Origin of the sequence: Nostoc sp. CmiVER01 (genome assembly GCF_034531135.2) — a bacterium.
Classification (GTDB): domain Bacteria; phylum Cyanobacteriota; class Cyanobacteriia; order Cyanobacteriales; family Nostocaceae; genus Nostoc.
This window is the reverse complement of sequence record NZ_JAVRBU020000002.1, coordinates 340463-353964: the sequence shown is the minus strand read 5'-3', so window position 1 is coordinate 353964 and position 13502 is coordinate 340463. Positions and strand designations below refer to the sequence as shown.

Annotated in this window: 9 protein-coding genes; 7 read left to right on the top strand and 2 right to left on the bottom strand. The window is 41.1% G+C overall.

The window, feature by feature from the left end:
- Positions 1-206 precede the first annotated feature (206 nt).
- The 4 genes from RMZ43_RS04240 to RMZ43_RS04225 are packed head-to-tail and all read left to right on the top strand — an operon-like array spanning position 207 to position 4953.
- The gene (locus RMZ43_RS04240; RefSeq protein WP_322654550.1) at positions 207-1970 is read left to right on the top strand and encodes a ScyA-related TPP-binding enzyme; all 1764 of its coding nucleotides are present in this window, start codon (positions 207-209) and stop codon (positions 1968-1970) included.
- A gap of 26 nt (positions 1971-1996) precedes the next feature.
- Positions 1997-3145, top strand: coding sequence for a 3-oxoacyl-ACP synthase III family protein (locus RMZ43_RS04235; protein ID WP_322654551.1), 1149 nt, complete (start codon positions 1997-1999; stop codon positions 3143-3145).
- Between the two features lie 41 nt (positions 3146-3186).
- Positions 3187-4239 carry an SGNH/GDSL hydrolase family protein gene (locus tag RMZ43_RS04230; protein ID WP_322654552.1) on the top strand — a complete coding sequence of 351 codons (1053 nt, stop codon included), beginning with the start codon at positions 3187-3189 and terminating at the stop codon, positions 4237-4239.
- A gap of 30 nt (positions 4240-4269) precedes the next feature.
- Positions 4270-4953: a class I SAM-dependent methyltransferase gene (locus RMZ43_RS04225; RefSeq protein WP_322654553.1), complete on the top strand. Its 684-nt coding sequence runs from the start codon at positions 4270-4272 to the stop codon at positions 4951-4953.
- A 46-nt stretch (positions 4954-4999) separates the two neighbouring features.
- Here RMZ43_RS04225 and RMZ43_RS04220 read toward each other — a convergent pair whose 3' ends face one another.
- Together RMZ43_RS04220 and RMZ43_RS04215 are read right to left on the bottom strand one after the other, a co-directional pair.
- On the bottom strand, positions 5000-8575 hold the full coding sequence (locus tag RMZ43_RS04220) for an NB-ARC domain-containing protein (RefSeq protein ID WP_322654554.1): 3576 nt from the start codon (positions 8573-8575) through the stop codon (positions 5000-5002).
- Positions 8576-9363: 788 nt separating this feature from the next.
- A complete protein-coding gene (locus RMZ43_RS04215; protein WP_229493684.1) occupies positions 9364-9510 on the bottom strand; it encodes a ribbon-helix-helix protein, CopG family in 147 nt (48 codons plus the stop codon).
- A gap of 762 nt (positions 9511-10272) precedes the next feature.
- Here RMZ43_RS04215 and RMZ43_RS04210 point away from each other — a divergent pair.
- The 3 genes from RMZ43_RS04210 to RMZ43_RS04200 all read left to right on the top strand — a co-directional run bounded on the left by RMZ43_RS04210 (position 10273) and on the right by RMZ43_RS04200 (position 13489).
- Positions 10273-10773: a fatty acid hydroxylase gene (locus RMZ43_RS04210; protein WP_322647557.1), complete on the top strand. Its 501-nt coding sequence runs from the start codon at positions 10273-10275 to the stop codon at positions 10771-10773.
- 513 nt (positions 10774-11286) lie between these two features.
- Positions 11287-11523: a hypothetical protein gene (locus RMZ43_RS04205; protein ID WP_322654555.1), complete on the top strand. Its 237-nt coding sequence runs from the start codon at positions 11287-11289 to the stop codon at positions 11521-11523.
- Positions 11510-13489, top strand: coding sequence for a GAF domain-containing sensor histidine kinase (locus RMZ43_RS04200; RefSeq protein ID WP_322647555.1), 1980 nt, complete (start codon positions 11510-11512; stop codon positions 13487-13489). The genes RMZ43_RS04205 and RMZ43_RS04200 overlap by 14 nt, the downstream gene beginning before the upstream one ends.
- Positions 13490-13502: the final 13 nt, after the last annotated feature.

The following is a 13502-nucleotide window of genomic DNA, read 5'->3' as shown; positions in this document are numbered from 1 at the left end:
GACCGAGTTGTCTGAAGATAAACAAATATATCAGCACAATAAAACTAAACTCTCTTAATAGAGATAAAGTAGGCTCAAACCCTTCCATCTCTTCCTTTTAGCATAACTGTTTACTAGCTTATTAGAACGACAAATATTTACGCTGACCTACTTTGGCTGTGGGATAATATTATCCCCAGAGGAAATTATTTCTAAGTATATTCTCTATGAATTTTAAATTTCAGGATACACAATCGAATACTACTGAACCATTAAATTTAACTAAACAGCTATTTGATAGCAAGTTATCCGTAACTTTTTCAGTAGCACAGGCAATGGTAAAAATCCTGAAAGATATGGGAGTGCAATATGCCTTTGGTGTTTCAGGAGGCGCGATCGCCCCAGTGTGGGCTGCATTACATCAAAGTCCCATCCAGGTACTGCACTTTCGGCACGAAGCCGGAGCAGCTTTTGCAGCCATTGAAGCGTATTTTGCTAGCGATCGCCCGGTTGTGGTATTCACTACCACCGGGCCAGGGATTACTAACGCTTTAACAGGACTGTTAGCTGCCCGTTGGGAGGGTGCTAAGGTGATTCTGGTGTCAGCTTCAACATCAGTGCCACAACGAGGACGTTGGGCTTGCCAAGAAACTAGCACCTATACAATGCCTAGCACAGGTATTTTTACTTCCGGGCAAATATTCCATTATGCAACTACTCTCGAATCCAGTCATGAACTCACAGAGGTTTCTCGAAGGCTTGCCCTTGGGCTAGGACAACCAGGAGGGTTCGTAGCTCATATAAGTATTCCAACAAATATCCAGACAAGTTCACTAAAAACTTCGTTGCCACAAATTACGCTCTCTCAGAGTCTGGCAACAGCAAGTGAAGAAACAATCGCAGAATGTGTCCGGTTACTGTCTGAGGGGCCCTTTGCCATCTGGGTTGGTTTCGGGGCACGGGGTGCTGCAAAAGAAATTCGCCAGCTTGCCGAGAAAACAGGGGCTGTGGTGATGTGTTCACCACGGGCTAAAGGTATTTTTCCTGAAAATCATCCTCAGTTTATCGGCGTCACCGGCTTCGGTGGGCATGAGTCTGTTTTTAGGTATATACAGGAGTACCGACCCTTACGCACTTTAGTTCTGGGAACACGCTTAGGCGAACGCACATCACTCCTGCTCCCCGTAATGGTACCCTTGCGAGGCTTTTTACATGTTGACATAGACCCAGAAGTTCCAGGAACTGCATATCCATCTGCTGAGACTTTTGCCATTCTCTCTGACATCAAAGTGTTTGTGAAAGCTTTGTTGAAACATTTTTTACAGCATTCTGCTCATCTGGCAAATCCGATGCTACCTAGATATGAACACAGTACAATCAATTCACGTACACACGGGAAAGTGCGTCCCGTAGTGCTTATGGATGCTATTCAAAGACTGATTGTTGAGGGAAGTGATGTATTGGTGATGACCGAATCAAGCAGTTCTTCTGCTTGGGGAAATTATATGCTGCGGTTTGCCAAGCCACATCGTTACCGAAACTGTAGCGGTTTCGCGTCTATGGGGCATATTACTACTGGCGTTGTCGGTGCGGCACTAGCTCTTGATAGTAAAGCGATCGCCATTGTTGGTGACGGTGCCATGCTAATGAATAATGAGATCAGCACAGCTGTGAAGTACCAAATTCCAGTTGTCTGGATAGTACTTAATGACGGACACTACAATATGTGCGATCGGGGGATGACAATGTTGGGCTTCCAGGATGTAGATGCAGAAATTCCACAAACCAACTTTGTCAATATTGCTTACGGGATGGGAGCTGATGGTATCCGTGTCGAGAGAGAGACTGACATCAAGGCTGCTCTAGAAAAAGCAATGGTGGCGATCGCTCCGTTCGTGATTGATGTAGTCATTGACGCTACTCAGCCTGCACCAATTGAAAGTCGTATTCGGAATTTGATTAGCCAGAGCAGTACAAATTATTACTGTTAACTTATTGAAAGTAGAAGAAGTTATTTATGGCACAACACGCAGTAGGTATTCGCTCACTGGCGGTGAGTTTACCCAGCATTAGACATAACAACGATTACTACAGAGAAAAATACCCCGAATTGGTTGCTCAAGCAGAGCAAAAAAGTTTAGGAAAGTGGTTCTCTCTAGATGGCTCCATCCCTAGAAATGAGTTTGACTTAGAGATGGTGCCCTATTTATCAGATCCCTTTCGGGGGACTGTCGAACGATGGGTACTCAGTGCAAATGAGTCACCACTGATGCTACAATGCCGCGCTGTAAAAGATACCCTTGCGGCTGCAAAGCTTTCTCTAGAAGATGTCGATCTGATACTTGTTGCCTCGACCTGGCCTGAACAAATGGGATTTGGTGATGCTGCCTTTCTGGCGCGCGAACTAAGTTTCCAGGGTGCAGCTTGGAATATTGATGCAAGCTGTGGTAGCACTCTAATTGCGTTGCAGACTGCTTATGCTTTGGTTTCGGCAGAACAGTATCACAATGTACTAGTAGTTATTTCATGTTCTTATTCTCACTTTGTCCCCGAACATGATACTGCCTCATGGTTTCTTAGCGATGGTGCTGGAGCTTTTGTAGTAAGTAAACTTAAACCAAATCAGGGTATTCTTGGTATTAAGACTGTTCATGCTGGTGCGCTGTGCGATCTAATTTACCCTGCGATCGCCAAGGATATACACGGCAACTTGCAGGTTCGTATGCAGGTCAGCAAGGATGCAAACAGATTAACTCGCGAAACGGCTGTAGGGTTTCTCCGTACTTGTTGTGAAGGTGCTATTAATGCAGCAGGTGTGACCCTTGAGCAAATAGACTTTTTTATTTTCAACACACCCACAGCTTGGTTCGCACGCTTTTGTACGCGCGTACTTGGTATTGATCCAGAACGTACAATCGACCTCTATCCACAATATGCAAATATTGGGCCAGTACTTACTGTAGTTAATATGTACCATGCTGTACAGTTAGAAAAAATTAGCGAAAACGACTTAGTTCTTGTTTATGGATTTGGTGCAGCAGGTGCTGCCTCTGCAAGTGTGATGCGTTGGGGCAAAGTAGCACTAGGTTCTGCTCCTATTCATAAAATAGAATCTGACTTAGCGGTGACAAGTTCTAAAAACAGAAACAAAGCTTTTTCTTTTTAAGGGTGTTTACTAAAATTTAAAGTTTACCTAAGTAGTTGGCTGTGAAGAAACAAATTCTTGCAATCGGAATTTTCATTTTATCTCTCATTTTTCCGCTTAAGGTTTCAGCGCAGAATAATGACGAGATTTATGTGTTTGGTGATAGCCTCTCTGATATAGGCAATGTATTCAACGCCACAGGCAAAATCATTCCTCCAAGTCCAACTTACTTTAATGGACGTTTTTCCAATGGTCCAATTTGGGTGGAATATCTCGCCTTAGATTTAGGATTAAAGTTGAATCCAAACACTAACTTTGCCTATGGTGGCGCAACCACAGGGTCTAAGAATATCGGTATTGCTAGTTTACCAGGATTGCAGCAACAGATTAATAGCTTTACATTAGCAAATCCTTCTGCAAACCCTAACGCCCTCTACGTTGTCTGGGCTGGTACGAATGATTATTTAGATTACTTTTTTGATGCTATTCCTAATCCTACCCAAGCAATCAACAACTTATCAATGGCAGTGACATCACTTGCTGCTGTTGGTGCTAAAAATTTTGTAATAGTTAACTTACCAGATTTAGGAAAGTTTCCAGTTACAGGCGGCAATAATCAAGATTCTAGCTTACTAAGCACTTTTATCAATGCACACAACTCCAGTTTGACTAAAAATCTCAGCTTTTTGAGCCAGCAACTCAGCCCTGATATCAATATTATTCCTCTTGATGTTAATTCTCTATTCAATAGAATCATCGCGGCTCCAAAAGAATTCGGTTTTGCAAATGTTACCGAATCTTGTATTGGAGACTTATCGGTAGTGCCTATTAATGTTCCCAAGCAGCCAGTTGTTTGTGAACCAGATAAGTTTTTATTCTGGGATCAAGTTCATCCTACAACTTCCGCTCACAAACTAATTGGAGAATTAGCTTTCTCAGCCGTGAAGCCAATACTTGTATCGGAACCTTCTACTGTATTAGGAATGTTAGCACTTGGTGTTTTAGGTACAGTTAGGTACGCGGTTGAAAGATACAAAAATGAGCGTAAAGTTAGGGTAAAAATTCTACTGATGCCTGTTTTTGAAGTTCTCGGTAGCCAAAGTTCAGAGTCATGAATTAATAATGTAACTCTTAGGATAAAAGTTATGGGGATTAAGTTTGAGAAAATCCTTATATGGGGACGTTCTGCTGAAGAATACACCAAAATGTTTGGTTTAAATCTTGAAGATAACAAACTGAAAATTATTGACTGTGCAGGTGGGCCTGCAAGCTTTAATGTTGAGATGACCCGTAGAGGAGGCAATGTTGTCTCTTGCGACCCCATTTATAAATTCAGTAAAACTGAGATTGCTCAACGCATCCAAGAAGCTAATCGTGAAGTCATGAATGCGGTGCAAGGAAATCCAGATAATTTTGTTTGGCAGGATATTCAATCGCCAAACCAATTACTAAACATTAGAAGATCCGCAATGCAGGAATTCATTGAAGACCTTTCTTTAGGAATTCAGGAAAAACGTTATGTTATAGGTGAACTGCCTACTTTACCATTTGCTGATCGGCAATTTGATTTAGCCTTATGCTCTCATTTTTTATTTGTTTATTCTGAACACCTATCTGAAGAGTTCCATCTTGCTTCTATTGTAGAAATGTGTCGCGTTGCTATAGAGACACGCATTTTTCCATTGCTAGACACATCTGGGAAGCTATCTCCATTTTTACTCCCAGCTGTCAACCAACTGCTCAAGCAGGGATATAAAGTAGAAATGAGACAAGCATCCTATGAATTTCAGAAGAGTGGAGACAAGTTCTTGAGTATATCCAAAAGCTAAGTCTTGAAAAAATGATTTAGTTTTTTCTATGATCATTCAAGTTTTTTCAGCTTATAACTGTATGATTATTTTCTCCATAAATAACTGCCCCTAAAGCTTTCAGAGAGGTTTTTTGAGCTTCAGTTATACCTGTAATGCCTGTGGTGTCCATGCCTTTATAGGGCCTATCATTCGTCAAAATTTTTAGACACTCTCCAGTCTTCACATCCCATATTCTAATCGTATCATCTTGGCTACTACTAGCTAGAGTTTGATCATGGGCACTGAAGGCAAGTGACCAAACCCACTTGGTATGTCCTGACAAAGTTTTGAGGCATTGTCCATTACTGACATCCCATAACTTCACCATTTGGTCGCCACTCCCACTCGCTAGAAGGCGTCCATCCGCACTAAAGCTGACTGAGTAGACAGAACTGGTATGACCTTGTAGAGTTTTAAGGTGTTTACCTGTTTTCGCATCCCATAACTTCACTGTTTGATCGCTACTGCCACTTGCTAAAAGCTGCCCATCAGCACTAAAGCTAACTGACCACAGCCAATCAGTATGTCCTTGAAGGGATTTAAGGCATCGACCAGTGTTGATATCCCACAACTTTACTGTTTGGTCATGACAACCACTAGCTAGTATCTGACCGTCCGGGCTGAAGGCGATAGACCAGACCCGATGGCTTTGTCTATTCAAGGTATTAATGCATTTACCTGTACTGGTATCCCATAGCTTGATTGTGCGATCGTCGCTGCTACTTGCCAAAATCAGACCATTTGGGCTGAAGGTAACAGCTAATATACGGTTACTGTGCCCATTTAAGGTTGTGAAACATTGACCAGTGTTGACATCCCACAATTTTACCGTTTGGTCTTCACTACCACTAGCTAAAATGCGACCATCTGGACTAAGAGAAACTGATGTAACCCGATTATTGTGTCCCCGCAAGGTTTGAAGGCAAGTACCAATGGTAGCATCCCAAAGCCTTACAATTTTGTTAGACCCACTGCTAGCCAACATATAACCGTTTGGGCTGAAGGCGACAGACCAAACTCCATCACAATAACCCTGAAAAATCCTGATACAACCACCAGTACTTACATCCCACAGCATAACCTTTTGGTCATCACTGCCACTGGCCAAAACGTAGCTATCTTTGTCGGAACTGAGTGCAACTGTCCATATTCGGCTGCTGTGTCCTCTCAAAGTTCTAATACATTTACCTGTGGCAACATCCCAGACTCTCACCGTTTGATCATCACTACCGCTAGCAATAATATATCCATCCAAACTGAAGGTAACAGAATGTACTGAGTCAGTATGACCTTGCAGTGTTAAATAGCATTGTCCTGTGTCAACATTCCATAGCTTCACTGTGTGATCATGACTAGCGCTAGCCAAAATGCGACCATCTGCACTGAAGCTAACGGAATGTACTCTATTGGTATGTCCTTTCAATATTTTAATACATTGATCAGTGTTGATATCCCATAGATTGAGGGTGTGATTGTCGTTTCCAGTTACCACTGTGTCACCATCGGGACTGAAAGCAATTGACCATACACTATAATCATCTACTGATAAAGTCTTAAAACACAGACCAGTATTGATATCCCAAAACTTTACAGTTTTATCCTCACTGCTACTCGCCAGTATGTGACCATTCGTGCTGAAGGCGATAGATTGGATACCACTGCTATGCCCTTGCAAATTTGCAATACACTGACCAGTGCTAACATTCCATAACCTCACTGTTTGATCGTCACTTCCGCTAGCAATAATATCTCCATTAGGACTGAAGGTAACGGATCGAACCCAAGCAGTGTGACCCCTGCAAGTGAGCATCTGTTGTCCATCTATAACCTGGTACAGGCGAATCTCATTATTAGTATCGCCCGTAGCTAGAAGTTTGCCATCGGGGCTAAAGGCTACCGAAAAAATACCACCGAGGGTTTCAGCAAAAACACACTTAGCTAGATCAGCATGAGCAAAATTTGTATCATGTAAATTGATACTTCGCATATCTGCTTGCCAAACAGTCAGATAAGAAAAATCATAGCCACTCAAATCTGTTTCTAAATAAGAAAGAAGATTGAGAATATTGCCAGCTGTATATCCTGGTTCTAACGGCGATGTCTCTCTGAGTTTTGTAAGAACTTGAGTTAATTGATTTTGAATGTTTCTTTTACTTCTTAAAACATTAAGCAATTGATCTATAACTGGTTTGATTATGAGGCGAATTTGAGTCTCTTTGATATAGTCTTTACCTGTCGCCTTCATGAGAGCATGACATCTAAATAAATCAATATTCTGAATGACAATCTCCTCACAGACAAGTTCTATCAAGCTACTAGTCACATACTCCATAACCACAGGCTGGAGGGTAAAAAGTGATTCAGTTTTTTCAATGAGCATAGGCGTAGCTTTCTCGATTAGCGATCGCCTTCCTAAAGATTCCACAGCCTCTATTAATTTTGCTTGTGATACTGGTGATACAATATCCTCTCGCAATCCTAAGAGCGTAATCGGCTCACGATTAATCGCTAGCCAGTACATGATATCCTTTTCTAAAGGTGACAAGCGCCGAAATTGCTGCTCTAAAACATCACTAAGGTCACCAAAAACAAATGTGTCTTGTTGCAAAAATCCAGTGACATTACCATCAAAAACATCTTGAACGTTCGTGGCAACTATCTTCAACGCTAATGGATTGCCTGCATAGCGTTCAATTATTACTTTCCATTCGTCCTCTGCCGCATATAGCCCTTTGAGTTTTAAGATTTCTTGCCCTTCCGCAACCTTCAAGCCACTCAGCCGTAATGAGCGAACAGGTAGTGCTTGTCCTTCCAATAATGCCACTTCTCTAGGTTTTTCACGACTAGTCAGCACTAAGCAGCTTTGATGAGTTGCTTCTCCTACCCGTCTTAAAAGCTCACCATATTCCTCATATCCTTCTCGATAAAGTCCAGCGCGGCTACCACTGCGGAGAATTGACTCTGCATTATCAAGTATTACCAAACAGCGATGATTTTGTAAATAATAGAGTAGCCGCGATACCCTCTCACTAAAACTTTCTGGTAAATTACCTTCTGTTTCTTGTTCGTCAGATAGAAATTGGATTAAGTTACTTAGAATAATTTTAGCAGGTGGAGCTTCTCGTAGCGATCGCCAGATTACATACTCAAAGTTTTCCTGAATCTGTTGAGCAAATTTTACAGAAAGGGTTGTTTTCCCAATCCCTCCTATTCCCAATAATGCGACTAATTGACAGTGTTCATTAAGAATCCATTGCTCTAGCGTATTAAGTTCTTCTATACGTCCATAAAAAACTGAGTTAAAGATAGCTTCTCCCAAATCTAGATGAGTATTTGAGCTTGAATAGTCACCTTTATCTATTTTTAACTTAAAAGCTGAAAAAAGCTTCTCAATAGTCTGTTTATCAACTCCTCCTTCCCGATTCAATACTTTCGAGATAGTAGCTGAATATAACCCAGAACGCGCACTTATTTCTTCAAGAGTATACCTGTTTCCAAAATTTTCCTTTGCTTCTGACTGATGCCTTGCTTCCTTAATTTTCTGTAACCCCTTGTTAGTAAGTGCAACGCCACGCTTGCGTCTCGAATTCTGTAAAGTCATGTATTAACTCACTGTTGGTGTAATCACCTTTGATTAAAAGGAATTATTTACTAGGTTGCTATAGATATGAGGTGATAACTATAACAAACGAATAATTTTATGTTGCAGAAGAATTAAAACAGGTATATTACCAAAATATTCACTAATAAAGCCACTTTTGGCGATCCACTTGTCTCGGTAATTCAACACCGCTTGCTCAACAGACAATCTGGCTTGTAGGACATTGCTGACATCATCTCTTGAGCTAAAAGGATCTTGTACTTGGTAATGGTAGATTCATTACGTGTGGTATTAGTAATTTAATACTTTGAGTTTTAAGTAATATACTTGAGGCGTAAAGCTTAAGTTCAATCTCAAAATCCTGATCTTCACTGGTAAAGACGTTTCTAAATTGGCAAGCTTGATAAAGAAACTTCCTATATATCTAGCCTATCAATCAATGAATAAAACTGCTGCACTTAAATTTCCCCGTTTGGCAACCTCCAGTAGAAAAAGGGCGCTTAAGCGAATTACCTTAAACTTGACATCAGATGAAGCCCAGAACCTTGAAAAGTATTGTAAACAGACAGGTAGACCAGCAATAGATGTAATTCGGGAACTCATTCAAGCGTTGCCTTGATCTGACTTTTCATGCCAAGTTTGAAAAGCCTCAGTCCAGAAGGGCCATCAAACTACCCTTCGGGAACGGTAAAGCCGAACAGCCGTAGGCAAGTCTGAGTAGTTCAACCAGATTCTAATACTTAATATCTTGAGAATAAACTAAGGTTAAATGGTTCGCAAATCTACTTTTATTTTATCAGTGGCAAAGCTCGAATCAGTTCTCGAATCACATCCGTTGCTGGTCTGCCTGTTTGTTCACAATACTTTTCAAGGTTCTTGGCTTCATTTGATGCCAGGTTTATAGTGATTCGTTTGACGGCCCATTTTTTGTTCATGCTGAAACAGATAAATCCTGTAATCATACCTTCAAACTCTAATTTTACCTTCCTAATTGGAAAGTAACCTAAATTTGGGGTATGCCGAGATACCTTTTCAAGAGGACAAGTTCTAATTGAAGGAGGTAGACCGCAGGAGACAGTTCTTGCTGGAAGAGCAAATCATCCAGAAATTTGAAGATAGGATGATGCTGATTGATAGCTTACTATATATGACATATAGTTAATTCTAGATACTCCAAATTTTGCCACTTCTTAATTTAATTGTCAAGCAGCTTTCCTCACTTTGATAACCCAGACTACCTTGGCAGAATGCCTATTTCTATTGTTCTAATTAAATTTTTAATTAAAGCTTAAATTGCAATCAGCTTAGTATTAATAATACTGAAGAACGCCTTAACCTAAATTTGTACTAATTTTAACTTAACCTTTGCTTACGCTGTATGTCTTAGTAAGAAGATTATGTAGTAACTATGGTAAAATACAGTATTCCTATCGGAATTTAGATGTATTATTGCCATTAATCCAGAGTTAAAAGCCAAATTGGAGGTTCTTACAAGTTGCTGTTTACTGCATTAAGGATTATAGATTCGTAGAAACTGCAACTTACCCAATTACATATACTCTGAGTCAAATTAACTGGAGTGTAGACCCATGAAATGCATAGATGATGCAAGCATCATAGAAAATCAGGTGTCTACGTTTACAGCATCAAATTTGCATATTTTCTGTGGAGTTTCTTAACTTACTTGAGGAGTACAAATGCTTGAGGCTATCGTTGTTGCTTGGTTATTACTGTTTTTTGGCGATTTTTTATCTACATTTTTTTACCACGTACCCGAGCACGTTTTTGGTAGCCTACATTTAAAAACGCACCACTCCTGGAAGAAGGACTTTCGCCACTACGCTATTTTGACTTTTAATCCCCAAGTTCTTTTAGATGGTATCTTGGGAGCTTTGCCTTATGTACTTATAGCAGTAGTCTTGTGGCCTTTCTCTCCCATCGGCGTTATCTCTGGATTACTGCTTGGTCAGTTTCATGTATGGTGGAGACACATAAGTGTACTAGGTTGGCAAACTTCAAAGCCTGTCAATATTTTATGCCAAATTCTATTTATTACTACTCCTGAAAGACACTGGTTGCATCATCACAAAACTAATTTGGGTTTCGGTGATATTTTCACGTTCTTTGAACAACCTGCACAAATGTGGTTACGCTGGCTTCGGTTACTTAGACTTCGTTTTCGTTACTCTCGGATCTAACAGAAGCTAGCGCTTACCTAACTCCTCTTGGAGAGCCATACTTTTTAAAATTAGCAAAAAAGGCTGCGTTAGCGTTCGCGGAGCGTCTCGTAGAGAAGCTTACCGAAGGTATCGCAGCCTTTTTTCGTAAACTATTTATTTTTTGCCAGACAGAAAACTATTCCAACCTCAGAAAAGCTGATTCCCAATTTACGAGTAATCGCAACAACAGACACCAATTGACTATAGCTTTTAATCTATGCCTTTATAGAATTGTGAAGGCTTTATTTATAGTTTGTCTGTAACTCATCAAAAAGCAAGCGATTTCTATAGACGCAAGAACGCCTCTATTACGTAATTTAAATATATTTGCTAATGCTCAACTTTGTTGTTATGTCGCCCATCTTTCTGGGAAACCTAGTCTTAATTAGTAAATTATTATATCCCTAGATTTTTATGACAATTTCTCTCTTTTTTAGAGATGCTAGGCGTAGCTTCCTTATCCGTTCGCGGAGCGTCCCGCAGGGAAGGGGTATGGATAGCTACGGTGAAGTGAGCAGGAGGCAGGAGGCAGAAGGCAGAGGGTTGCAATACAGTTTAGGCTGCTTTTCTATAGGAGAGGCCGCACGATCGCAACTGGTAAAAACTAAGAACATGCCTGTCTTTGGAAACTTAGCCCCAGAGGTAGCAGATAAAATTAATAACCTGGTTGACTTGAATACAGCCAATTTACAAGTTGCTACTTATGAGGTGTTTCATGTCCGCAGTTAACCTCAGAAAGATGCTCAACAAAAAAGAGTTGCCATCTCTACTTCATAACTTAATTTACCAGTTTAACATTGCGATTGATATTGAACTAGTAGACGGCACGAAACTGATTAGCATTGGGGAGCAAACTGCAAAAAACCGATATCCAATCGAGGTGTCAGGAGAAATCATCGGTTGGGTTGTTGGGGGAGAACAGGCAACTCTACTTGCGACTTTGCTCTCCTTTTTGGCAAAGCAGGAAGCTGAGAAGAAAGTACTCGCCAAAGAATTGCTAGAGCGATACCAAGAAATTGATTTGTTTGAGGATATCTCGACTCAACTGACAACAAGTTTAGATACGCGACAAATTGCCCAACTTGTGCTTCAAGAATTGAGTCAATTAATTGAATCATCTGCGGGGATGATTCTGCTTTTGAGTCCAGATGCAACTGAGTTTGAAATCATTGCCGAATTTGGAATGTTTTTTGACCACAGTCAACCGGAACCGGGTAAGGGAATTATTGGCGACATTGTACAATCCAACCGCGCAGAACTGGTCAATGATGTGCAAGCCGATCCTCGGTTAGAGGGGCAAAAAAACGTTAGTGCAATGATTTGTGTACCGTTGCGAGCCAAGGAGCGGGTACTGGGAGCGATCGCCATTGGAACGCCCAAAACAGACTCATACATGGCTGAACACCTGAAACTTGTGAGTATCTTTGCCTCTCAAAGTGCGATCGCTATTGACAAAGCTTTGCTTTACGAGCAAAGCACCAAAGCAGCCCTCCAGGCAAAAGCCCAAACACAGAAGCTTCAGCAAGCTCTTCATGAGTTGCAATTGGCCCAAACTCAGTTGATCCAAAGCGAAAAAATGTCCAGTCTCGGACAACTCATTGCCGGAGTTGCCCACGAAATCAACAACCCGGTTAACTTTATTTACGGCAATTTAAGGTATGTTGCCGAATACGCCCAAGACTTATTGCACCTGTTGGAAAAGTATCAAAAGTTCCTACCTGTTGCTCCTCCAGAACTGGAATCAGAGTTAGACAACATAGACCTAGAATTTATCATGCAGGATCTTCCCAAACTGTTAGATTCGATGAAACTGGGCACAAGTCGCATTGTAGAAATTGTCCAATCTCTGAAAAATTTCTCTCGCCATGACGAAGCCGACATGAAAGCCGTGAACATCCACGATGGCATCGATGGAACCTTAATGATTCTTCATCATCGCCTGAAAGCAGATGTTCATCGTCCGGCAATTGAAATCGTTAAAGACTATGCAAAACTTCCTCTAATTGAATGTTACCCCGGACAGTTGAATCAGGTATTTATGAACATCCTGGCAAATGCCATCGATGCTTTAGAAGAAAATATGGAAAATTCCGGATTCAGAAGTAGCTCCCAATCCCTAACCCCCAATCCCCAAATAACTATTCGTACCCAAGTTCTTGACCAACAGTGGGTTGTGATTCGTATCGCTGACAACGGCCCAGGCATGAAGGAGGAGGTAATTCGCCGCATTTACGATCCTTTCTTCACCACAAAAGATATTGGTAAGGGAACCGGGTTAGGTATGGCAATCAGCTACCAAATTATTGTAGACAAACATGGGGGAATGCTCAAATGTCGTTCTCAACTGGGTGAAGGAACAGAATTCTGGATTCAGATTCCGTTAAATTGTGCATTGGTGGATGCTACTGAAGAACAGAATAGCGCCTCTGTCTCGCAAACTTACACAACAGAATTATCCCATACTCCCAATACTGATGGCTTCATTCCATCAACAACTCCAATGCTCAAACCGACGGATTTGTTGATTCGCCATACTCAATTGATCCAGCGACTCTCACAGCACAATCAAAATGTGGAAAGTGCATCACCCGATCAAATTTACCAGATGTTCCAACGCCATCCAATTTCATTAAGGCTTTACGCCACTTTGTTGTCTTGGTTCTGTTGTTCTAACCCTACCCAAATACGCCATTAAAAGAAATTTCAAC